Here is a 21,739-nt window from a genome sequence, read left to right as displayed (position 1 = left end):
GACCCTGTGGGAGAGTAGGACGCCGCCGAACGATTTTTGGGAAAGCCCCCGCACCTCCGGTGCGGGGGTTTTCTGCGTTTAGGGTGAACTCATGCGCTATGACCTCGTCATCTTCGACAACGACGGTGTCCTCGTGGACAGCGAGCCCATATCCAACCGGCTCCTGGCCGCCTATCTGACCGAACTCGGGCATCCCACGACGTACGAGGACTCCATCCGCGACTACATGGGGTCGGCGATGCACCGGATCCACGACCTGGTTCTGGAGCGGACGGGAGAGCGGCTGCCGGCGGAGTTCGACGAGGTCTTCCACGCGCGGGTGTTCGCCGCGTTCGAGCGGGAGTTGCGGCCCGTGCCCGGGGTGGCCGGCGTACTGGAGAAACTGGCCGCGGACGGCGTGCCGTACTGCGTGGCCTCCTCGGGGAGTCACGAGCGGATCCGGGTGGGGCACCGGACGACCGGACTGGACCGGTGGTTCCCGCAGGAGCGCATCTTCAGCTCGGAGGATGTCGGGCGGGGCAAGCCGGCGCCGGACCTCTTCCTGCACGCCGCTGGGCGGATGGGCGCGGCCCCCGGGCGGTGCGTGGTCGTGGAGGACTCCCCGCTGGGCGTACAGGCGGCCGTGGCGGCCGGGATGGACGTGTACGGGTTCACCGCGATGACGCCGGCGGTGAAGCTCGCGGGTGCCGGTCAACTCTTCTCCCGCATGGACCAGTTGCTCGACCTGCTGGTATGACCCCGGTCGGCCGTGCGGGCTGACATCTGTCATGCGGAGCTCTGGACGAACGTTCCTACTGCCGGACCCGGCCCGGGGACGAAGCTGAGGGCATGACGAAGAACACGGGGAACCAGGGCCGTAAGCCGAGCGTGCTGGACAACTTCAAGCCGCTGCTCATCGATGTGGCGCTGCCGCTCGGCTCGTACTACCTCTTCAAGGACGCCTTCGGAATGAGCACGTTCGCGGCGCTCGCCTGGAGCAGTGTCGTGCCGGCGGCGCGAACCGTGGGGGGACTGGTCAGGGAGCGCCGGACCAACGCGCTGGCGGGTCTGATCCTCTTCGTGAACGTCGTCTCCCTGCTGCTGAGTTTCGTCTCGGGCGACCCCCGGCTGATGCTGGCCAAGGACAGCGGGGTCAGCAGCACGGTGGCCATCGGCATCCTGGTGTCCGTCCGGCTCGGCAAGCCGATGATGACCGCGGGCATGAAGCCCTTCGTGGTGAAGGGGGACGCGGCGAGGGAAGCCGCCTGGCAGCGGCTGGTGTCCGGGGCGGCGGCCCATTCCGCGGCCTTCCGGTCCAAGGAGCGGGCGTTCTCCGTGGTGTGGGGGGTGGCCCTGCTGGCCGAGTGCGTCGTACGGGTCGTGGGGGCCTACACCGTCCCGGTGGACACCATGGTGTGGCTGGGGTCCGTGATCCTGATCGCCACGATGCTGATCGGTTTCGTGGTCAGCGGTGGGCTGGCCGCGGGGCCGATGGAGCGGATGCTCGCGGCCGAGGTGGAGGCCGGCCGGGCGGAGCGGCCCGAGGTGGCCGTCGCCGCCTGATCGCCGAGCGGAACCGGGTGGTCCGTAGCCCGGACCGAAGCTGAGAAGAATTCATCTTTGGCCGGATCTACCCAGCGGTAGCCCGGGGCCCTACTCTCGCCGCCATGACTGATGTGCTGCGGCGCGGTAGGGCCTCGCTGGCGTTCGGCTTCTTCGCCCAGGGCGTCGCCTTCGCCCTGCTGGTGACGCGCATCCCGGCCATCCAGGACCGGTACGGGGTGTCCGACGCGCTGCTGCCGGTCTTCCTGGCGGCCGTGCCCGTCCTCGCCGGGGCCGGCAGCGTGGCCACCGAGCAGCTGGTGAAGCGGGTACGGCCCAGCGTGCTGCTGCGCTGGTCCCAGCCGGTGGTGCTGCTGGCGCTGCTCGGCGTCGGGGCGGGCGGGCACGGACAGGTCGCCGTACTGGCCGTGGCGCTGGGGGTGTTCGGCCTGGCGGTGGGCGCGCTGGACGCGTCCATGAACATGCTCGGCGTCAGCCTCCAGCGGTCGTACGGGCGCAGCATCATGCTCGGCTTCCACGCGGTCTACAGCCTGGGTGCGATCCTGGGGGCCTCGCTGGCCTGGGCCGGTGCGCACTGGCACCTCACGCTGTGGGTGTCGTACCTGCCGGTGGTGGCCGTGCTGCTGCCGGCGGCGCTGGCCGGGAGCCGGTGGTACGTGGACGGGGAGCCGGTGCCCGCTGTCGAGCGGAGCGCGGAGCGCGGGACCGTCGTCTTCCGGCTGCTGCTGCCGCTGTGTCTGGTGATGATGTTCGCGTACATCGGTGACTCGACGGTCTCCAACTGGAGCGCCAAGTACCTGAAGGACGTGCTGGGCAGCTCGGAACAGCTGGCGACCGTGCCGTACAACGTCTACATGGTGACCACGCTCGTGGGGCGGGCCCTCGGGGACCTCGGGGTCCGGCGGCTCGGGGCCGTGGCGGTCGTGCGCCTCGGAGCGGTGGTCGCGGCCTGCGGGTTCGCGGTGGTGGCCGTGGCGCCCGGAGCGTGGGCCGGGATGCTCGGGTTCACGCTGCTGGGGCTGGGGTTGTGCGTGCTGGTGCCGCAGACGTTCGCGGCGGCGGGGCGGCTGTTCCCCGGGGCGTCGGACGCGGCGGTCGCGCGGCTGAACATCTTCAACTACGTGGGGTTCCTGGTCGGCGCGCCGTTGGTGGGCGCTCTGGGCGACGCGTGGAGCTATCGGGGGGCCATGCTGGTGCCGATGGTGTTGGTGCTGGTGACACTGGCGTACGCCAGGTCGTTCGCCGCTCAACCGGACCGATACGGTGGCGGGCATGAGCGGCCGCGCACAGCTGATGTGGGACGAGGCAGTAACGGGCTATGACTTCGGTCGGAACCATCCGATGGATCCGGTCCGGCTGGAGCTGACCCGCCGGCTGGTCGGTGCCTTCGGGCTCGACCGGGAGGTGGAGGTCGTCGCGGCGAAGCCGGCCGGCGAGTCCACGCTCCGGCTGGTCCACCGGGAGGACTACATCGACGCCGTGAAGGCCGCGTCGGCCGATCCGGCGGGGGCGGACGGCTCGTACGGGCTGGGAACGGCCGACGATCCCGCGTTCGCGGGGATGCACGAGGTGTCCGCGCTGATCGCCGGGCAGTCGGTGGGGGCGGCCGAGGCGGTGTGGCGGGGCGACGCCGATCACGCCGTGAACTTCGCGGGCGGGCTCCACCACGCCATGCCCGGTGGGGCGTCGGGGTTCTGCATCTACAACGACGCCTCGCTCGCCATCGCGCGGCTGCTGGAGCTGGGGACCGAGCGGGTCGCCTACGTGGACGTCGACGTGCACCACGGGGACGGGGTGCAGGCCGCGTTCTGGGAGGACCCGCGGGTCCTGACGATCTCGTTGCACGAGCATCCCCGTACGTTGTTCCCGCAGACCGGGTGGCCGCAGGAGACCGGGGCGGGCGCGGGGGAGGGGGCCGCGGTGAACGTGGCGCTGCCCGCCGGGACCGGGGACGCCGGGTGGGTACGGGCCTTCCACGCCGTGGTGCCGGAGCTGCTCGCGCAGTTCCGGCCGCAGGTCCTCGTCACCCAGCACGGGGCCGACACGCACTTCGAGGATCCGCTCGCGCACCTGGCGGTCTCGCTGGACGCGCAGCGGGCGGTGCAGGTGGCGTGTCACGATCTAGCGCACGAGTACGCCGGGGGGAAGTGGGTCGCGCTGGGCGGGGGCGGCTACGCGGTGGTGGACGTCGTACCACGGTCGTGGACGCACCTGGTGGGGATCGCGGCCGGGAAGCCGGTGGCTCCGGAGGCGGTGATCCCCGAGGCGTGGCGGCAGGCCGTGTACGCCCGCACGCGGCAGTCGGGGCCGTGGCGCATGACGGACGGGTTGTGGCCGGTGCCTTGGGCGTCCTGGGAGGAGGGGTACGACCCCGCCGACCGGGTCGACCAGGCCGTGCTGGCGACCCGGCGGGCCGTGTTCCCGTTGCGCGGCCTCCTTCCCTGACGGGTCGGCCCGGCCCACCCGTCGGGGAAGGCATTAGGCCAACCGTGCGGACTTCCGGCGTTCCCGTCCCGTCCGCATCCCCGATGGGCCACCATCGCATCCGTGTCGACCGCCGCCCGTCTCCGAGCGCATCTGGTGGCCGCCCGGCTGGCCGGGGTGGTGGCGACCTCGCGGGAGGACAGCCTGCGCAGCTACCGGCTGTTCGCCGCCCGGGACCCACGCGTGCTGATCGGGATCGATCCCGAAGGGGCATGGGGAGTCCGGGAACTGCTCGGGCTGATGGCGGAGAAGTGCGGGGTTTCGGCCGATCCCCGATATCTTTCCGGACCGGATGTGATCGATCCGGAGCGGACGCTCGCCGCGCTGGACGCCTTCGCCGGGCGGATCCGGGAGGTGGCCCGGCGTGGCGCGCCCGTGCTGCTCGGCACCGGGCACCCGCGTCCGCTGCTGGGTTTCTACGCCGGTCTGGCGGACGCTCTGTCGGCGGCGGGATGTGAGGTCCTCACCCCGGCGCAGGGTCGCTGTGTCGACATATTGACCCGGTTCGGCCTACGCACGCACCGCCTCGCATACGTACGAGGGGTTGCCCTGGTGCGGGAACCGGCGAGCGGGCGCCCCGGTTGTGAGCCGGGCGCCCACAGCCACTCGCCGCTCCCGGTTCGGGTCGCGCTGGACGCCGCGGCGGAGGCCGGCGGGCCACTGCCGGAGCTGGTGGTGGGGGACCACGGCTGGGTCTGCGGTGCTGGTCAGCTGGGGTTCGAGGCCATCGGTCTGGCCGACACGGATGACCCCGCGCTGTTCGTGGGTGAGGCCGAGGGGCGGGTGTCCGTCGCCGTTCCGGTTGATGACGCAGTGCGGTCTGCTCACTACCGGCCGCTGATCCGCTACGTGCTCAATCGGGCGTGTCTGTCACAGTAGGCCGCCGATGGGTGCACCTCTTCCCCACTCGCATCACCCGCCCCTAGTCTGGGGAGTGAGCACGCAACGACGAAGAGTCACCGGAAGGGGAAGCCGGTGGCCGTCGAGTGCGGAAGGTTCAGGTGTGTCATGGCTGCAGCTGGCGAGAGGCCTCTGAACGAGGTTCAGTTCCTTACCGTGGCGGAGGTCGCCTCGGTGATGCGAGTGTCCAAGATGACCGTGTACCGCCTGGTGCACAGCGGTCATCTGCCCGCGATCCGGGTGGGACGGTCGTTCCGCGTCCCGGAGCAAGCGGTACACGAGTACCTCCGCGACAGCTATGTGGGGGTGGAGACGGCCTGACGGCGACCCCCGGGTGACCCCGGGCACCCCTCGATTACGACCTCGGCGCTCGGTTGGGTAGGCTAGCCCCTCGTAGGTCGTGTGGGCCCATGGCGCCCAAACAACCGAGTGATGAGAAGTGAGCGAGGGTAGTCGTGGGCTCTGTTATCAAGAAGCGGCGCAAGCGGATGGCCAAGAAGAAGCACCGCAAGCTGCTCAAGCGCACGCGCGTTCAGCGCCGTAACAAGAAGTAAGCGGCGCCGCGAGAGCGTGGCCCTGTGGCCCCCCACCAGCACTGGTGGGGGGCCACAGGCATATACCGATGGGGGAATTTCCGCCGCCGGGCGCACTCGGGGTCATCACAGCGCAACATCGACCGGCTAGGTTGGCCGCACACGGGGAACGCGGGATACCGGTCATACGGGAAGGAAGGCGCTGATCTTGGGACGGATCGTGCTCGTCACCGGAGTCGCCCGGCAGCTGGGCGGCCGGTTCGTGCGGCGGATCCAGCGTGACCCGGAGGTCGAGCGTGTGATCGCCGTGGACGCGGTGCCGCCCGCGCACCACCTCGGCGGCGCCGACTTCGTCCAGGCCGACATCCGGCAGCCGACCATCGCCCGGGTGCTCGCCGAGACCGGCGCGGACACGGTCGTCCACCTGGACGTCACGGGCACGGCCCTGGGCGGCGGCAGCCGGGCCACGGTCAAGGAGACCAATGTCATCGGCACCATGCAGCTGCTCGGCGCGTGCCAGAAGTCGCCGGCCGTGCGGCGGCTGGTGGTGAAGTCCAGTACGAACGTGTACGGCTCCGCGCCGCGCGATCCCGCGGTGTTCACCGAGACCACCCCGCCCAAGTCGCTGCCCAGCGGCGGCTTCGCGAAGGACGCCGTGGAGGTGGAGGGGTACGTGCGCGGGTTCGCCCGGCGGCGGCCGGACGTCGCCGTGTGCGTGCTGCGGTTCGCCAACATCCTCGGACCGGCCGCGGACACCCCGCTCGCCTCGTACTTCGCGCTGCCCGTCCTGCCGACCGTGTTCGGCTACGACCCGCGGCTGCAGTTCGTGCACGAGGACGACGTCATCGAGGTGCTGCGGATCGCCTCGCACGAGCCGCGCCGGGGCACCCTGAACAGCGGCACCTTCAACATCGCCGGGGACGGCGTGCTGCTGCTCTCGCAGTGCTCCCGGCGGCTCGGGCGGCCCACCGTGCCGTTGCTGCTGCCCGCGGTCACCTGGGCCGGCTCCCTGGTGCGTACGCTCGGTATGACGGACTTCTCGCCGGAGCAGATCCGGCTGCTCACCCACGGGCGGGTGGTGGACACCGCCCAGATGCGCGAGACGCTGGGCTTCACGCCCCGCCACACGACGGCCGGGACCTTCGCGGACTTCGCGCGCGGCCAGGGTGCCGGGCTGCTGCCGCCGGAGGGCCTGGCGGCGGCCGTCGACCGGGTCGCCGCGCTGACCGCGAGGGCAGGCGGCCACCCCCAGACGCACAGCGCCAACTGAGGAGAGCGGCAAGATGGCGGATGCGAAGGTCATTCCGTTCGACGACGACCGGTCCCGCGGGAGCGCCGCACAGCGCCAGTCGCGGCGGCGCAGCGGGGGCAGCCGGCGCGGTGCGCTCGCGGAGCCGGGGGAGACGGGCGCGGTCCAGCCCCTGCCGGGACGGGCGCGGGCGCGGGAGGACGCCCCTGTGAGCCGCGAGGAGGAGCCGCCGCAGACCGAGGAGGCCGGCGGCCGGGACGGCGGCCTGGAGCGGCGGGTGGCGGCCGGACTGGCCTTCCTGCGGCGCCGGCTCACCGGGGACTACGAGGTCGACGACTTCGGTTACGACGAGGAGCTGACCGACCAGGTCCTGATGTCGCTGCTGCGGCCGGTGTTCGAGAAGTACTTCCGGGTCGAGGTGAAGGGCATCGAGAACATCCCGGCCGAGGGCGGGGCGCTGATCGTCGCCAACCACTCCGGGACGCTGCCGCTGGACGGGCTGATGATGCAGGTGGCGGTGCACGACCACCACCCGGCCGGCCGTCACCTGCGGCTGCTCGCCGCCGACCTGGTCTTCGTGCTGCCGGTGGTCAACGAGCTGGCCCGCAAGCTGGGGCACACCCTCGCCTGCGCGGAGGACGCGGAACGGCTGCTGGGGCAGGGCGAGCTGGTCGGGGTGATGCCGGAGGGCTTCAAGGGGATCGGCAAGCCGTTCGGCGAGCGGTACAAGCTCCAGCGGTTCGGCCGGGGCGGCTTCGTCTCCACGGCCCTGCGCCAGGGCGTGCCGATCGTCCCGTGCTCGATCGTCGGGGCGGAGGAGATCTACCCGATGATCGGCAACGCCAAGACGCTGGCGCGGGTGCTGGGCATCCCGTACTTCCCGTTGACGCCGACGTTCCCCTGGCTCGGTCCGCTCGGGGCCGTCCCGCTGCCCACGAAGTGGACGATCCAGTTCGGTGAGCCCATCGCGACGGACGGGTATCCGCCGGAGGCGGCGGAGGATCCGATGCTGATGTTCAATCTGACCGATCAGGTGCGGGAACAGATCCAGCACACGCTGTACAAGCTGTTGGTGCAGCGGCGCTCGGTGTTCTTCTGAGACGTCCGGTGGACGGCACCGAGGGCGCCCTGCTCGGAAAAGGGCGCCCTCGTGCCGTACGCGGATCGCGTCAGTCCGCGTCCTGCCCGTCGATCCCCAGGCCGGGGAGCAGGTCGGGGATGAGCGGCGGGATCGTGACGTCCGGCTGGCCCGTTGGGGGCTTGCCGGCGGACGGCGACGCGGTGTCGGGCCCGGTCTTCGGCGGTTCGAGCAGGCCGCCGGCGTCACCGCCGATGAGCCCGTCGCCGCTGTTGCCGGTGGCCGGGCCGCTCGGGGTGCCCGTGCCGGTGTGCTTCCCGGCGGACGGCGTGTTCCCGGCGGACGGCGTGGTGGACCGGTGGCTGTCGGAGGTGCCGGTGGACGCCGGGCCGGAGCCGCCGGGGTGCCTGCCGTCGCCCGGCTTCGCGGGTGGCTGCGGGAGCAGGGACTGCAGCGGGGCGACCTCTTCGTCTATGGCGTCGAAGACCGAGGACACCTGCTGTTTCACATCGCCCAGCTGCGTGGGCAGCCTGTCGCTGAGCGCGCTCCAGACCTGGCGGTGGGACCGGGAGAACGTGGACAGCGCCTGGATGGGGCCGAGCGAGTCCGGGTCGGCTTCGTAGGCCGCGTGGAGCAGGCGGTGGCCCTCGGCGACGTCGTGCTGCATCCCCGACAGGGTGCGGCGGATCTCGCCGATGGACTCGTGGTCCAGGTGGCCGCCCCGGCCGCGCTCCAGCAGGCGCCGGGCCTCGCTGAGGCGGGTGGAGGCCTGGTCGAGGTAGGTCTGGCCGCGCTGGTCGTCGCCGTCGGTCAGGTAGTTGAGCTTGAAGTCCTCGATGCCGCGTTTCAGTCCGTACAGCGAGTCGCCGGGTAGGGCGTCGGAGCTGGCGGCGGCGACCCCGCCGAAGGCCCCGGCGGCCACGCCCACGCTGAGCCCGCCGGCCGCCAGGCCCTTGGTCAGTCTCGTGCGCGGGCGGAGCTTGCCCAGCGGGCTCGCCCGGTGGGCGCCCTTGGCCCGGTGGGAACGCTGTTCCGGTACCGGCGCATCCGTCGCCCCGGTTCCCTCCTGGAGCATGGCCTCCATCGCGGCCACCAGCTGGGCCCGCTGGACGACCTTGACCTCGGGGTCGAGCTGCGGCTTGGGCAGCGCGCCGAGGCCCGCCGCCAGGGCCAGCAGTTCGCCCTGCTCGGTCCGGTCCTCGGTGGTCGGCGGTGATCCCGCCGGGCCTACGGACTGCTCGGCCGCCGTGTCCCGGTCGGACTGCTCCTCCAGGGCCTGGGCGAAGGCGTTCGCCCGCCGGTGCGCCGATACGTTCGCGATCACTGGCGGCACCTCCTCTCGTCATGACGGTCGACTCCCCAGGGGGTCCTGAGGGTTGCACGCCCATGGAACTTCACGCGATCGGGTGATCGGGGTCGGCCAGGACGTGACCACAGGGAGCCTGTATCCCGCACAACGACTGGCGCGGCACTTGGGTTACGGACGGCGGATGACCGGATCGGAAAGGCAACGGACTTTCACCGAAGGTGAGTTGACCGTCGCCCTGGGTCACGTGGTCAGCGGGCGTCGTCCGGCAGCAGCCGGGCGAGGGTGCGTACGGCGCGGTACTGGAGGGTCTTGATGGCGCCCTCGTTCTTGCCCATGACCCGGGCGGTCTCGGCGACCGAGAGGCCCTGGAGGAAGCGGAGCGTCACGCACTCCTGCTGCTGGGGGTTGAGCCGCCGTACGGCGTCGAGCAGGGCGGCGTTCGACAGGGACTCCAGGACGGAGTCCTCCGGGGAGCGTTCGACCTCGTTGGCGTCGAGCATCTCGCCGGTGGTGACCTCCAGCCGGAAGCGGCTGGACTTGAAGTGGTCGGCGACCAGGTTCCGGGCGATGGTGACCAGCCAGGCGCCGAAGTCGCGGCCCTGCCAGGTGAAGGTGCCGATCCTGCGGAGCGCCCGCAGAAAGGTCTCACTGGTGAGGTCCTCGGCGGTCGCCCGGCCGCCGACGCGGTAGTAGATGTACCGGTAGACGGTGTCGCTGTACTGGTCGTAGAGCCGCCCGAAGGCCTCGGCCTCCCCCGCCTGGGCGCGTTCGACCAGGTCCATCATCCGGGCGCTGTCGCTGTCGGCGGCCGGACGGCGGGCGGTGGCCGCGCCGGTGGCCCGCCCCCGTCTGCCGACGGCGGCTCCGCCGTCGGCCAGTGCGTAGCACGGGCCGGCGGGCGCGGCGGCGGCGAAGGCGGGGACGGCGAAGGCGGGGACGGCGGAGGCGGGGACGGCGTACGCGGTGGGGACGTAGCCGCGCAGCGTCTCCTTGACCATCGCGACTGTTGCGCGCAGCGTAGCCAGGCCCGAGGCGTCAACCCCGACGTGTGGGTACACGGGACTCCCAGAGGCAGAGCTTCCATCACGTGCAGTGCGGGACCGTTCACCCGTCGTAGCGACGGAGGGGTACCGGTTTGCGTCTGAGGAGAATAACGCTTCGTGCAGGGCCTGCTACACCGAGTTGCTCAAATCATCGATTGCGTCGCATACGTAACCGTTTGATGGTGGATCAGGGTTCGCAAGCTGATCGTTTGGTGACCGGAAAGAGGCCGATTTCGGTGAGGAGCGGCGCGTGTTGAAATGGCCGCGGCATAATTCGTGCGCGCGGACGCCGTGGCGGCTATCGGCGCCGTCGGCTCAGGGCGATCGCCGCGGCCGTGCCGCCGGCCACCGCGCCGACCCCGGCCGCCGCCGGGATGCCGACCTTCGCCGCCTTGCGGCCGGTGCGGTAGTCGCGCAGCCGCCAGTCCTTCTCGCGGGCGTGCCTGCGCAGCTTGGCGTCCGGGTTGATGGCGTAGGGGTGGCCGACCAGGGACAGCATCGGGATGTCGTTGTGGCTGTCGCTGTAGGCCGCGCAGCGGGACAGGTCCAGCCCCTCGGCGACGGCGAGCGCGCGGACCGCCTCGGCCTTGGCCGGTCCGTGCAGCGGCTCGCCGACCAGCTTGCCGGTGTAGACGCCGTCGACCGACTCGGCCACCGTGCCGAGGGCGCCGGTGAGGCCGAGGCGGCGGGCGATCACCTGGGCGATCTCCACCGGGGCCGCGGTGACCAGCCACACCTTCTGGCCGGCGTCCAGGTGGGCCTGGGCGAGGGCGCGGGTGCCGGGCCAGATGCGGTCGGCCATGTACTCGTCGTAGATCTCCTCGCCGATCGACTCCAGTTCGGCGACCCGGTGGCCCTTGACGATCGACAGCGCCGAGTCGCGGGCGTCCTGCATGTGCTCCGGGTCCTCGACGCCGGCCAGCCGGAACCACGCCTGCTGCCAGGCGAACCGGGCGAGGTCGCGGGTCTCGAAGAACTTCCGCTTGTACAGTCCCCGGCCGAAGTGGAACAGCGCGGCGCCCTGCATCACCGTGTTGTCGAGGTCGAAGAAGGCGGCGGCCCTGTCGTCCCCGATCACCGGGAACTCCGGTTCCTCCGGCGTGGCGCGCGGGGCTTCCTGCGAGGACTTGCGGGCGGCCTCCGCCGAGGCCTCGCCTGCCAACACGCTCCGCGCCGTGGCGGAGCGCCTACGGGGAGTGAGCCATCCGAGAGCGGCCATGTCGTGAGCATAGCCAGTCCGCCCGGCGGTTCCGGCGAGCGGAGGTCGGGAGGTTGTGAACTCTGCGCGACCGGGTCGTTAAGGAAGCGATCCGGAACGGGCGCCGGGCGCGCGAGAATGGCCGGTATGAGTCCCCTCTTCCGACGCAGGGCCGAGCCGCGCGCGCGGCTGGTCACCCTCATCCGCAAGCCGGGCTGCCATCTGTGCGACGACGCGCAGGCGGTGGTCGAGAAGGTGTGCGGCGACCTCGGCGTGCCGTGGGAGCCGAAGGACATCACCGAGGACCGTGAGCTGCACGACCGCTACTGGGAGCAGATCCCGGTCGTACTGGTCGACGGTGAACAGCACACCTTCTGGCGCGTGAACGAGGAACGTCTGCGCCGGGCACTGACCGACTAGTACAAACCGGCCGGAAAGTCGCTTAGGATCGACGGCGGTTTGGTCTCGGGGGCGGGATTCGTGAGGAGTGTGTGCGGTTTTGCCCCCAGTAACGAAGGAGCGCCGCTGCGTGTGCGCCGGTTCCCGGCGGGGGCGCAAAAGTGGCGTGACCCCGGTCACTTCTGCCGGGCAAATCGGACACCATCTTTGTGCACGCGTTCACAAAGACATAGCCTGCTGTCGACGGGGCGGTCCGGGGACGTATGACCGCCTACAGCCCCGCTCTACCCGCAGGAGCACCGTGGCAACTGGCCGAACACACCGACCGGCGACCCGTAGCCGAGGGATTCCCGAGGCCACCGTCGCCCGGCTTCCGCTGTACCTCCGAGCCCTGACCGCACTGTCGGAGCGCTCGGTCCCCACGGTCTCCTCCGAGGAGCTGGCCGCGGCGGCGGGGGTCAACTCCGCCAAGCTGCGCAAGGACTTCTCGTACCTGGGCTCCTACGGAACGCGCGGTGTCGGCTACGACGTGGAGTATCTCGTCTACCAGATCTCCCGCGAACTCGGCCTCACCCAGGACTGGCCGGTAGTGATCGTCGGTATCGGCAACCTCGGCGCCGCCCTCGCCAACTACGGCGGTTTCGCCTCCCGTGGCTTCCGGGTGGCCGCCCTGATCGACGCGGACCCGGCGATGGCCGGCAAGCCCGTCGCGGGCATCCCCGTGCAGCACACCGACGACCTCGAGAAGATCATCGAGGACAACGGCGTGTCCATCGGCGTGATCGCCACCCCGGCCGGCGCCGCCCAGCAGGTCTGCGACCGCCTCGTGGCCGCCGGCGTGACCTCCATCCTGAACTTCGCGCCGACCGTGCTGTCCGTCCCGGACGGCGTCGACGTGCGCAAGGTCGACCTCTCGATCGAACTCCAGATCCTCGCCTTCCACGAGCAGCGCAAGGCCGGCGAGGAGACCGCCGCGGGCGACGGCGCGCTGCCCGCCGCCGCTCCCCGTGGCACGGCCGCCGACGACTCCGCCGACCAGGGGCCCGACGGGGACGTCCCCGCCGTGATGCCGGCATGAGTCTCCTCGTCGTCGGACTGAGCCACCGCAGTGCCCCGGTCAGCGTGCTGGAGCGGGCCGCGCTGAGCACGGACGCCCAGGCCAAGCTGGTCCAGGACACCGTCGCCGCCGAGCCCGCCGGCGAGGCCGCGGTGCTCGCGACCTGCAACCGCATCGAGCTGTACGCCGACGTGGACAAGTTCCACGCCGGCGTCGCCGAGCTGTCCACGCTGCTCGCCCAGCACAGCGGGGTCGGCCTGGAGGAACTCACCCCGTACCTCTACGTGCACTACGAGGACCGGGCCGTCCACCACCTGTTCTCGGTGGCCTGCGGGCTCGACTCGATGGTCGTCGGCGAGGGGCAGATCCTCGGCCAGATCAAGGACTCCCTGGCCCGCGCCCAGGAACTGCACACCGCCGGCAAGCTGCTGAACGACCTGTTCCAGCAGGCCCTGCGGGTCGGCAAGCGCGCCCACTCCGAGACCGGCATCGACCGCGCCGGCCAGTCCCTGGTCACCTTCGGCCTGGAACAGCTCGCCGTCGGCACGCCCGTCCCCGAGTGGGCCGCGGGCAAGAAGGCGCTGGTCATCGGTGCCGGGTCGATGTCGTCCCTGGCCGCGGCGACGCTCGCGCGCGCCGGGGTCGCCGAGGTCGTCGTCGCCAACCGCACCTTCGAGCGCGCCGAGCGGCTCGCCGGCATCCTCACCGAGTCCGACGACAACGAGGTGACCGCCCGCGCCGTGCGCATGGACGCGGTCGCCGACGAGCTGACACGTGCCGACGTCGTCGTCTCCTGTACCGGGGCGACGGGCCTGGTGCTCACGGCGGAGGCGGTCGCGCACGCGGTCGAGGGCCGCACCGGCGCCCCCGTCGCCGACGCCGGTGCCACGGCGGCGCGGCCGCGGGCCGCGCAGCCCGAGGCCCCCGCACGGCCCACCGGCATGGGCGCCGACGAGAACTGCCCGCTGGACCTGGCCGCCGCACAGCCCGGCTTCTCCGTCATGGGCGAGGCCGCCGTGGCCGGCATGGACGCGGCCACCCTGGAGCAGCACGCGGCGTGGGTCGCGGGAGGCACTGTCGACCGCCGCGACCGCCGGAGCCCGGAAGCGGACGCCGAACTGATCACGGCGCTCGCCGCGACCGCGGCCACCGTCGGCCGGATCCCCGAGCGGCGCAGGCCCGAGCCGGTCGCCGAGCGGCCCGCGCCCTTCTTCTTCCTGCTCGACCTGGCCATGCCCCGCGACATCGACGCGGCCGTGCACCGGCTGGCCGGGGTCCGCCTGGTCGACATCGAGTCGCTGGCGGAAGCCTCCGCCGACGCACCGATGGCGGCCGACGTGGACCAGGTCAGGCGTATCGTCTCCGACGAGGTCGCGGCCTTCGGGGCGGCACAGCGGGCTGAGCGCATCACGCCCACCGTCGTCGCACTGCGCACCATGGCCGCCGACGTCGTCGCCAGTGAGATCGCCCGCCTCGACGGCCGTCTGCCCGGCCTGGACGAACGCCAGCGCGGCGAGATCCGCCAGGCCGTGCACCGCGTCGTCGACAAGCTGCTGCACGCGCCGACCGTACGGGTCAAGCAGCTCGCGGCCGAGCCCGGCGGCGCCGGGTACGCCGACGCGCTGCGCACCCTGTTCGACCTCGACCCCGAGACGGTGGCCGCCGTCTCCCGGGCCGGGGACAGCACAGACACGAAGGACCGACCGGCATGACTGAGAAGGCGTTGCGGCTGGGGACCAGGCGGAGCAAGCTCGCCATGGCCCAGTCCGGGCTGGTGGCGCAGGCCGTCCGCCAGGTGACCGGGCGGCCCGTCGAGCTGGTCGAGATCACCACCTACGGCGATGTCTCCCGCGAGGCGCTCGCGCAGATAGGCGGCACCGGCGTGTTCGTCACGGCGCTGCGCGACGCGCTGCTGCGGGGCGAGGTCGACTTCGCGGTTCATTCGCTCAAGGACCTGCCGACCACGCAGCCCGAGGAGCTCGTCCTGGCCGCCGTACCGGTGCGCGAGGACCCGCGGGACGTGATCGTCGCCCGGGACGCGCTGAAGTTCACGGACCTGCCGCGGGGCGCGCGCATCGGCACCGGTTCGCCGCGCCGCATGGCGCAGCTGAACGCGTACGCCCGTACCCACGGCCTGGACATCGAGACGGTCCCGATCCGCGGCAACGTCGACACGCGGATCGGATACGTCCGCGACGGCGAACTGGACGCGGTCGTCCTGGCCGCCGCCGGACTGAACCGGATAGGCCGGATCGACGAAGTGACCGACTTCCTGTCGGTCGACACGGTTTTGCCCGCCCCCGGCCAGGGGGCCCTGGCGATCGAGTGTGCCGCGGGCAACGCGGACCTCGTCGCCGCGCTCGGTGAGCTCGACGACCCGTTCACACGGGCCGCCGTCACCGCCGAGCGGTCACTGCTCGCCGCCCTGGAGGCCGGTTGCAGCGCACCTGTGGGCGCGCTGGCCGACCTTCTGGCCGACGGGCAGACTGTCAAGGAAATGCGCCTGCGCGGCGTCGTCGGCACGACCGACGGCACCCGCACGGTGCAGCTGTCCACCACCGGTCCCGTGCCCCATACGCACGACCGGGCTACGGCACTCGGTCGCGAACTCGCCACCGAGATGCTCGCCCAGGGCGCGGCCGGTCTGATGGGGGAGCGAGCACATTGAGCCCCACCACCCTTCCCGCCGGTCCGGAACACGGGCACGTCACCTTCCTCGGTGCCGGACCCGGGGATCCGGGACTGCTGACTCTGCGCGCCGTGGAGGCGCTGTCGAACGCGGACGTCCTGGTCGCCGAGCACGAGGTGCTCGACGTCATCCGGACGCACGCGCGGCACGGCGTCTCCGTGGTGCAGACGGACGCGGACTGCGCCGCGATGTCCCCGCCGGGCACGGGCACGCCGCAGCTGACGGTCGTTGACGGCACGTCAGCGCCCGTCGCCGTCCCGCCCCCCGCCCGGGATGCCGCTCATCTTGTCATGGAGGCCGCGCGGGGCGGCAGGCGGGTCGTCCGTGCGGTGTCCGGGGACCCCGGACTCGATACGTACGCGGCGGAGGAGATGCTCGCCTGTGCCGCCGCCGGGGTGCCCTTCGAGGTCGTCCCCGGTGTCGCGACAGCGGTCGGCGTGCCCGCGTACGCCGGTGTGCCGCTGCGGGACGCGCAGGGCGCGGACGTCCGCTTCGTGGACGCCCGGACCGCCTCCGAACGGTGCTGGACGGAGGTGGGCGCGTCGGACGGCACGGTGGTCGTCTCGACGACCCTGGACTCCGTCGCCGCCGCGGCGGGCGAGCTCGTCTCGGCGGGCCGCAAGCCGGACACCCCGCTGACGGTGACGGTCGCCGGTACGACGACCCGGCAGCGGACGTGGACGGCGACGCTCGGCACGATCGCGCAGACGCTGAAGCAGGCGAAGGTGCTGCCGTCCCCGGACGGCGGCCGGCCGGTGATAGCCGTGGTCGGCGAGCGTTCCGCCGCCGCCCGGCGCGACCAGCTGTCGTGGTTCGAGTCCAAGCCGCTGTTCGGCTGGAAGGTGCTCGTGCCGCGCACGAAGGAGCAGGCGGCGTCGCTCTCCGACCAGCTGCGGTCCTACGGCGCGGTGCCGCACGAGGTCCCGACGATCGCGGTGGAGCCCCCGCGCACCCCGCAGCAGATGGAGCGGGCGGTCAAGGGCCTGGTGACGGGCCGTTACGAGTGGATCGCGTTCACCTCCGTCAACGCGGTGAAGGCGGTCCGGGAGAAGTTCGAGGAGTACGGACTCGACGCGCGCGCCTTCGCGGGCATCAAGGTGGCCGCGGTGGGCGAGCAGACCGCCAAGGCGCTGGTCGCCTTCGGCGTGAAGCCGGACCTGGTGCCGAGCGGCGAGCAGTCGGCGGCCGGCCTCCTGGAGGACTGGCCCCCCTACGACCCGGTCTTCGACCCGATCGACCGCGTCTTCCTGCCCCGGGCCGACATCGCGACCGAGACCCTCGTCGCCGGTCTGATCGAGCTGGGCTGGGAGGTGGACGACGTCACGGCCTACCGGACCGTGCGCGCGTCGCCGCCGCCGGCGGAGACCCGGGAGGCGATCAAGGGCGGCGGCTTCGACGCGGTCCTGTTCACGTCGTCCTCCACGGTCCGCAACCTGGTCGGCATCGCGGGCAAGCCGCACAACGTCACGGTGATCGCGTGCATCGGCCCGGCGACGGCCAAGACCGCCGAGGAACACGGGCTGCGGGTCGACGTGATGGCCCCGGAGCCGTCCGTGCACAAGCTGGCGGAGGCGCTGGCGGACTTCGGCATGAAGCGGCGCGCCGCCGCGCTGGAGGCGGGCGACCCGGTGACCCGGCCCAGCGAGCGGCGGCCGGGGGCGCGCAGGCGGAGGTCTACGACCTGATCGGCGGGTCAGACACCGCCCGTAGGGGTGTTCCGGTTCTCGGAGCACCCCTACGGGCGTCTTCGGTCAGGGCTCAGGCGCCCAGGTAGACCGGTGCCTTCTGGGTGGACCTGCCGTAGATGTGGTTGCTGAGGGTGCCGTCGGCGCCCAGGACGACGAGGGTGACGTTGTCCTGGAGGACGACCGGGCGGCCCTTGGCGTACTCGGTGGAGAACGTGCCGTGGCTGGTGGTCAGCTGCGCGCCGTAGACACCGTTGCGCTTGACGAGCTTGACGATCGCGCCGTTGGCCAGCTTGTAGCGGCCCAGCCGGGGGCTGACGGCGGTCTCTGCACCGGTCCAGGTGACGGTCGCGCCGAGCGGGTCGAGCACCAGCGTGCGGTCGCCGAACAGAGCGGCGCCTTGGCGGGAGTGCGCGTCCAGGAAGCGCACCAGCCTGCCGTTCCGGAAGACGCGGGCCTGGCGGTGGTCGGCGGAGACCTTGAAGATCTGGACGGTCGCCCGTGCGTCGAGGCGCAGGGTGCGGGAGAGCGTGCCGCGCAGGGTGCAGTCGGCGGACAGGGCCGGGAAGGGCGTGGACTGCCAGGGGGTGGGGCCGCCCTGGCTGCGCTGGCCGAAGACGGGCTTGGCGGAGAGCACTCCGGTGATCTTCAGTCCGTCGGCCAGGTCGGTGGGCCTGCTCTGGTCCACCGTCGCGACGGCGTGGCCCTTGGCGTCCAGCAGCGTGGCGGACGCGCCGCTGTCGGCGCTGCCGACGAGCCGGACCTTCATGCCGCCGCCGTAGACGGAGGGGGTGGTGGTGGCGGTGACGCAGGCGCTGCTGCCGGCCGGAGCGGGCGAGGTGGCGGCAGTGGCCGAGACCATGGAAGCAGTGGTGGCACCGACGAGGGTGACGGCGGCGAGGGCGGTACGGAGTGCGGTACGCATGGCTGCTCCTGGCGGATTCGGCTTCTGACGGCTGGCTGCTCTGACCAGCGGGAACAACCCTAGAGATCACGCGTTCCGGAACCGTCGGGTCCGTGTCACAGCGCTGTGACCGTGTGTCATCCGTGGCCGCTGCCCGGTGCGGTTCCGGTGTGCGCGAGGCGTCGGCCAGGCGAGCGGAGGCTGCGCGGGAGGCGCCTGGACCGCCCCTCCCGGCCCGACACCGCGTCGGCAAAGGCGCAGGCCCGGCGGGCGTAGCGTAGAGGGCATGACGAAGTACGGATCCTTCCCCGGTACGCGTCCCCGACGGTTGCGCACCACCCCCGTCATGCGCCGCATGGTCGCCGAGACCCGGCTGCACCCCGCCGACCTCATCCTCCCCGCGTTCATCCGGGAGGGCGCCGGCGAGCCGGTGCCGGTCGCGGCGATGCCCGGTGTCGTGCAGCACACCCGGGACAGCCTGAAGAAGGCCGCGCTGGAGGCCGTGGAGGCCGGGATCTCCGGGATCATGCTGTTCGGCGTGCCGGAGGAGGCCAAGAAGGACGCCCAGGGCACCGCCGGCACCGACCCGGACGGAATCCTCCAGGTCGCCCTCCGCGACGTCCGGGCCGAGGTCGGCGACGACCTGCTCGTCATGTCCGACCTGTGCCTGGACGAGTTCACCGACCACGGCCACTGCGGGGTCCTGGACGCCGAGGGCCGTGTCGACAACGACGCCACCCTGGAGCGGTACGCCGAGATGGCCCAGGTGCAGGCCGACGCCGGCGCCCACGTCGTCGGGCCCAGCGGGATGATGGACGGCCAGATCGGCGTCATCCGGGACGCGCTGGACCAGATCGGCCGCGAGGACGTCGCGATCCTCGCCTACACCGCCAAGTACTCCTCGGCCTTCTACGGCCCCTTCCGCGAGGCCGTCGCCTCCTCCCTCCAGGGCGACCGCAAGACCTACCAGCAGGACCCGGCCAACTGGCGCGAGTCCCTGCGGGAACTGGAGCTGGACCTCGCCGAGGGCGCGGACATGGTGATGGTCAAGCCGGCCGGGCCCTACCTCGACATCCTCGCCCGGGTCGCGGACGCGGTGGACGTGCCCGTCGCCGCCTACCAGATCTCCGGCGAGTACTCGATGATCGAGGCCGCCGCCGAGAAGGGCTGGATCGACCGCGACCGGGCGATCTTCGAGACGCTGACCGGCATCAAGCGGGCCGGGGCGCGCACCATCCTCACCTACTGGGCCACCGAGGTGGCCCAGAAGCTGCGCCGGTCCCCGTTCACCAGTTGAGGGCGTCGTCCATCTCCTGCTGCCAGTACGTCACCTTCAGCGAGCTGTCGTAGTAGACGCCCTTGGCGGGCAGGGACGGCGTCGCGGACGGGCCGCCGCTGCTGTTCGGGGTGAGGCCCTGGAAGCCCACCGTCAGCCCGCGGGCCGTCGTCCCGCCCGTGCCGCTGCCGTCGGCGGCCGACAACAGCACACCCGCGTACCCGGACTCGCCGGGCGCCAGGGACACCACGGCCTGCGGCTGGGTGTCCCTGTCCGCCTGCGGCACCCACTGCATCTGGTCGAAGCGGAGCACCGGGTAGTACGGCAGCTCGCAGGTCCTGCCGCCGGTGTTCTTCACGGTGATCAGCATGTGGTTGAGGGGCCGGGTGACCGGCTGCGCGGTGACGGTCGTGTTCGCGCCGTTGCACAGCACCACGGACGTGCCGGTACCGCCGGAGGTGCCGGTACCGCCGGAGGTGCCGGTGCGGGTGCCGCCCTGGCCGCCGCGCGCGGCGGGGGAGGCGCTCGGCCGCGCGCCGGGTGCGTGGGTACGGGCCACGGGGGTGCCGTTCGCCGTGCGGCCGCCGGCGGCGGCCCGGTGCGTCTGCGCCGCGGCCTCCCCAGACGCGGCCTTCCCCGCCGACGCCACCGGGGTCGTCGGCCCGGCGGCGCCCTCGTCCTCGGTGCCCGTCCCGTTGCCGCACGCGGTGAGCGCGAGGGCGGCGACGGCGGTGCCGGTGGCGGCGAGCAGACGGATATGGCGCATTCGCATGGCAAGTCCTCTTTCGGGCTGGGCCGGTTGACGTGCTTGGATGACCACAGCCTGTGGGCCGGTCCGTCCCGGTGGCCAGCAGCGGCCGGACATCCGGGACGCTGGAACGCCCACACCGGCTATGACCTGCGGGAACAGTCCCGCCCTGGAACGCCTGGGTGGGACGAGGGGGACGGAGAAACGGTGTCGGAAGGCACGTCGGAAAGCGGATTCGCGGAGCTGCTGCGGGAGTTGAAGAACCGCTCCGGGCACAGCTACGGCACGCTCGCCAAACGGCTGCACATGAGTACGTCGACGCTCCACCGGTACTGCAACGGGGACGCCGTACCGGCGGACTACGCGCCCGTCGAGCGGCTCGCCCGGCTGTGCGGGGCCACACCCGGGGAGCTCGTGGAGCTGCACCGGCGGTGGGTGCTGGCGGACGCGTGGCGGGGACGGAAGGAGCCGTCGCCGGCCGCGGTCACGGAGCCGGTGGCGGAGCCGGCCGCGGTCACGGAACCGGCGGTGGAGCCGGCCGCGGTCACGGAACCGGCGGTGGAGCCGGTGGCGGTCACGGAGCCGGTGGCAGAACCCGGCCCGGCAGCGGTGGCCGGAGCCGCACCCGGCCCCGGGCCGGTCCCGCCGGCCGGGGCCGCACCCCGGCCGGCGTCGGACCCCGAGCCCGCCGCCCCCCGGCGCCGGAGCCGCCGCCCCGTCGCTCTCCTCGCCGCCCTGACCGTCACCGCGCTGCTCGGCACCGTGGCGGTCGCACTGAACCTGCCCTCCGGGCACTCCGGTGACGGAGCGCGGGCCGGCCGGGAGGTCCGGGACGGCAAGGGCACCACGGCGACCTGGGAGGCCGCCGCCCGGGACAGCGCACCGCCGGCGCCGACGGCCGCGAGCCCCGAGCCGCACCGGTCCGCCACCCGATCGCCGTCCCCCTCGCCCAAGGCCCCCGCCACCCGCGGCGGCACCCCGACGGGCGGACCGGCCGCCGCCACGACCGGCCGGACGACGGCCGCCCCGCCCCTCACGGTCACCACCCACGCCTACAGCTGGCAGAGCCCCTGCTCCCAGCACTACCTGATCGACCGGCCGCCCACCGCCGTCGCACCGCCGCCGCTGGAACAGGACGCGCCCGCCTGGGTGGACGTGCACCAGGCGGTCTCGGCGGGGGAGCAGTTCGTCACCTTCACCGTGCAGGGCACCGGCGACGACACCGTCGTCCTGGAGAAGCTGTCCGTGCGCATGGCGGGCAAGCGCTCCCCGCTCGCCTGGAACGCCTACGCCATGGGCTATCCCGGCGTCGGCTGCGGCGGCGGCGTGCCGACCCGCTCCTTCACCGTCGCCCTGGACGCGATGCGCCCCGCGCCCGTACCGGAGGCCGGGAGCCGGGACTTCCCGTTCAAGGTGAGCCGGACGGACCCCGAGGTCTTCCACGTCACCGCGGACGCGTCCGCCTACGACGTCAGCTGGTACCTGGAGCTGTCCTGGTCCAGCGGGGACCGGCACGGCACGCTGGTGGTCGACGACGCCGGCCGGCCGTTCCGCACCAGCGGCGAGAACGGCCGGCCCGCCTACGCCTTCCCTCTCGGCGGCGAGAAGTGGCGACCGGCGTCGGAGGCGGACTGACGCCTGCCGC

The 21,739-nt window shown here is 72.4% G+C and carries 21 protein-coding genes; 16 read left to right on the top strand and 5 right to left on the bottom strand.

Annotated elements, in window-relative coordinates; genetic code table 11:
- Window positions 1-91: 91 nt before the first annotated feature.
- The 9 genes from LG395_RS39840 to LG395_RS39800 all read left to right on the top strand — a co-directional run bounded on the left by LG395_RS39840 (window position 92) and on the right by LG395_RS39800 (window position 7,807).
- Window positions 92-736, top strand: coding sequence for an HAD family hydrolase (locus LG395_RS39840; RefSeq protein ID WP_225814331.1), 645 nt, complete (start codon window positions 92-94; stop codon window positions 734-736).
- A 92-nt stretch (window positions 737-828) separates the two neighbouring features.
- The gene (locus LG395_RS39835) at window positions 829-1,542 is read left to right on the top strand and encodes a VC0807 family protein (RefSeq protein WP_225814330.1); all 714 of its coding nucleotides are present in this window, start codon (window positions 829-831) and stop codon (window positions 1,540-1,542) included.
- A 104-nt stretch (window positions 1,543-1,646) separates the two neighbouring features.
- Entirely contained in the window at window positions 1,647-2,864 is a 1,218-nt protein-coding gene (locus tag LG395_RS39830; RefSeq protein WP_171153979.1) for an MFS transporter, read from the top strand.
- On the top strand, window positions 2,815-3,987 hold the full coding sequence (locus LG395_RS39825; RefSeq protein ID WP_225814329.1) for an acetoin utilization protein AcuC: 1,173 nt from the start codon (window positions 2,815-2,817) through the stop codon (window positions 3,985-3,987). The genes LG395_RS39830 and LG395_RS39825 overlap by 50 nt, the downstream gene beginning before the upstream one ends.
- 102 nt (window positions 3,988-4,089) lie before the next feature.
- On the top strand, window positions 4,090-4,905 hold the full coding sequence (locus tag LG395_RS39820; protein ID WP_171153976.1) for a phosphatase: 816 nt from the start codon (window positions 4,090-4,092) through the stop codon (window positions 4,903-4,905).
- Window positions 4,906-5,034: 129 nt separating this feature from the next.
- Entirely contained in the window at window positions 5,035-5,247 is a 213-nt protein-coding gene (locus tag LG395_RS39815) for a helix-turn-helix domain-containing protein (protein WP_121791081.1), read from the top strand.
- Window positions 5,248-5,381: 134 nt separating this feature from the next.
- Entirely contained in the window at window positions 5,382-5,480 is a 99-nt protein-coding gene (locus tag LG395_RS39810; RefSeq protein ID WP_003948845.1) for a 30S ribosomal protein bS22, read from the top strand.
- A gap of 187 nt (window positions 5,481-5,667) precedes the next feature.
- Window positions 5,668-6,729 (top strand): NAD-dependent epimerase/dehydratase family protein, encoded by a 1,062-nt coding sequence (locus tag LG395_RS39805; protein ID WP_171153974.1) that lies wholly within the window; start codon window positions 5,668-5,670, stop codon window positions 6,727-6,729.
- 13 nt (window positions 6,730-6,742) lie between these two features.
- Window positions 6,743-7,807, top strand: a complete 1,065-nt coding sequence (locus tag LG395_RS39800) for a lysophospholipid acyltransferase family protein (RefSeq protein ID WP_225814328.1) — start codon at window positions 6,743-6,745, stop codon at window positions 7,805-7,807.
- A 70-nt stretch (window positions 7,808-7,877) separates the two neighbouring features.
- On the opposite strand, the gene LG395_RS39795 is transcribed toward LG395_RS39800, so the two are convergent.
- The 3 genes from LG395_RS39795 to LG395_RS39785 all read right to left on the bottom strand — a co-directional run bounded on the left by LG395_RS39795 (window position 7,878) and on the right by LG395_RS39785 (window position 11,357).
- A complete protein-coding gene (locus tag LG395_RS39795; protein WP_225814322.1) occupies window positions 7,878-9,110 on the bottom strand; it encodes a DUF5667 domain-containing protein in 1,233 nt (410 codons plus the stop codon).
- A 233-nt stretch (window positions 9,111-9,343) separates the two neighbouring features.
- Entirely contained in the window at window positions 9,344-10,153 is an 810-nt protein-coding gene (locus LG395_RS39790) for an ECF subfamily RNA polymerase sigma factor, BldN family (protein ID WP_225814321.1), read from the bottom strand.
- 283 nt (window positions 10,154-10,436) lie between these two features.
- The gene (locus LG395_RS39785; protein WP_171153966.1) at window positions 10,437-11,357 is read right to left on the bottom strand and encodes an HAD family hydrolase; all 921 of its coding nucleotides are present in this window, start codon (window positions 11,355-11,357) and stop codon (window positions 10,437-10,439) included.
- A 126-nt stretch (window positions 11,358-11,483) separates the two neighbouring features.
- On the opposite strand from LG395_RS39785, the gene LG395_RS39780 reads away from it, so the two are divergent.
- From LG395_RS39780 to LG395_RS39760, 5 genes are all read left to right on the top strand, one after another.
- Window positions 11,484-11,756: a glutaredoxin family protein gene (locus tag LG395_RS39780; RefSeq protein ID WP_225814320.1), complete on the top strand. Its 273-nt coding sequence runs from the start codon at window positions 11,484-11,486 to the stop codon at window positions 11,754-11,756.
- A 280-nt stretch (window positions 11,757-12,036) separates the two neighbouring features.
- Window positions 12,037-12,813: a redox-sensing transcriptional repressor Rex gene (locus LG395_RS39775; protein ID WP_225814319.1), complete on the top strand. Its 777-nt coding sequence runs from the start codon at window positions 12,037-12,039 to the stop codon at window positions 12,811-12,813.
- Entirely contained in the window at window positions 12,810-14,504 is a 1,695-nt protein-coding gene (locus LG395_RS39770) for a glutamyl-tRNA reductase (protein ID WP_225814318.1), read from the top strand. The genes LG395_RS39775 and LG395_RS39770 overlap by 4 nt, the downstream gene beginning before the upstream one ends.
- On the top strand, window positions 14,501-15,460 hold the full coding sequence (gene hemC, locus LG395_RS39765) for a hydroxymethylbilane synthase (RefSeq protein WP_171153942.1): 960 nt from the start codon (window positions 14,501-14,503) through the stop codon (window positions 15,458-15,460). Before LG395_RS39770 ends, hemC begins: the two co-directional genes overlap by 4 nt.
- Complete coding sequence (locus LG395_RS39760) at window positions 15,457-17,166, top strand: bifunctional uroporphyrinogen-III C-methyltransferase/uroporphyrinogen-III synthase (protein WP_171153940.1); 1,710 nt, start codon at window positions 15,457-15,459, stop codon at window positions 17,164-17,166. The genes hemC and LG395_RS39760 overlap by 4 nt, the downstream gene beginning before the upstream one ends.
- A gap of 73 nt (window positions 17,167-17,239) precedes the next feature.
- Here LG395_RS39760 and LG395_RS39755 read toward each other — a convergent pair whose 3' ends face one another.
- Entirely contained in the window at window positions 17,240-18,091 is an 852-nt protein-coding gene (locus LG395_RS39755) for a hypothetical protein (protein ID WP_225814317.1), read from the bottom strand.
- Between the two features lie 265 nt (window positions 18,092-18,356).
- Here LG395_RS39755 and hemB point away from each other — a divergent pair, with 265 nt between their 5' ends.
- Window positions 18,357-19,367: a porphobilinogen synthase gene (hemB, locus tag LG395_RS39750; RefSeq protein ID WP_171153939.1), complete on the top strand. Its 1,011-nt coding sequence runs from the start codon at window positions 18,357-18,359 to the stop codon at window positions 19,365-19,367.
- Here hemB and LG395_RS39745 read toward each other — a convergent pair.
- Window positions 19,357-20,112, bottom strand: coding sequence for a DUF4232 domain-containing protein (locus tag LG395_RS39745; protein ID WP_225814332.1), 756 nt, complete (start codon window positions 20,110-20,112; stop codon window positions 19,357-19,359). The two genes, hemB and LG395_RS39745, sit on opposite strands and share 11 nt — an antisense overlap.
- Before the next feature lie 189 nt (window positions 20,113-20,301).
- On the opposite strand from LG395_RS39745, the gene LG395_RS39740 reads away from it, so the two are divergent.
- Complete coding sequence (locus LG395_RS39740) at window positions 20,302-21,729, top strand: helix-turn-helix domain-containing protein (protein WP_225814316.1); 1,428 nt, start codon at window positions 20,302-20,304, stop codon at window positions 21,727-21,729.
- Window positions 21,730-21,739 lie beyond the last annotated feature (10 nt).

The sequence above is a fragment of the Streptomyces spinosus genome (assembly GCF_020400655.1).
In the GTDB taxonomy this organism is placed as follows: Bacteria; Actinomycetota; Actinomycetes; order Streptomycetales; family Streptomycetaceae; genus Streptomyces; species Streptomyces argyrophylli.
Note: the sequence above shows the minus strand (reverse complement) of the source record. Positions and strands in the feature narration are given on the sequence as shown.

Coding starts and splice junctions, on each gene's coding strand:
- LG395_RS39800 (WP_225814328.1), top strand. CDS start 6,743: ATGGCGGATGCGAAGGTCATTCCGTTCGACGACGACCGGTCCCGCGGG.
- LG395_RS39770 (WP_225814318.1), top strand. CDS start 12,810: ATGAGTCTCCTCGTCGTCGGACTGAGCCACCGCAGTGCCCCGGTCAGC.
- LG395_RS39840 (WP_225814331.1), top strand. CDS start 92: ATGCGCTATGACCTCGTCATCTTCGACAACGACGGTGTCCTCGTGGAC.
- hemC (WP_171153942.1), top strand. CDS start 14,501: ATGACTGAGAAGGCGTTGCGGCTGGGGACCAGGCGGAGCAAGCTCGCC.
- LG395_RS39755 (WP_225814317.1), bottom strand. CDS start 18,091: ATGCGTACCGCACTCCGTACCGCCCTCGCCGCCGTCACCCTCGTCGGT.
- LG395_RS39825 (WP_225814329.1), top strand. CDS start 2,815: ATGAGCGGCCGCGCACAGCTGATGTGGGACGAGGCAGTAACGGGCTAT.
- hemB (WP_171153939.1), top strand. CDS start 18,357: ATGACGAAGTACGGATCCTTCCCCGGTACGCGTCCCCGACGGTTGCGC.
- LG395_RS39835 (WP_225814330.1), top strand. CDS start 829: ATGACGAAGAACACGGGGAACCAGGGCCGTAAGCCGAGCGTGCTGGAC.
- LG395_RS39745 (WP_225814332.1), bottom strand. CDS start 20,112: ATGCGCCATATCCGTCTGCTCGCCGCCACCGGCACCGCCGTCGCCGCC.
- LG395_RS39785 (WP_171153966.1), bottom strand. CDS start 11,357: ATGGCCGCTCTCGGATGGCTCACTCCCCGTAGGCGCTCCGCCACGGCG.
- LG395_RS39780 (WP_225814320.1), top strand. CDS start 11,484: ATGAGTCCCCTCTTCCGACGCAGGGCCGAGCCGCGCGCGCGGCTGGTC.
- LG395_RS39815 (WP_121791081.1), top strand. CDS start 5,035: ATGGCTGCAGCTGGCGAGAGGCCTCTGAACGAGGTTCAGTTCCTTACC.
- LG395_RS39830 (WP_171153979.1), top strand. CDS start 1,647: ATGACTGATGTGCTGCGGCGCGGTAGGGCCTCGCTGGCGTTCGGCTTC.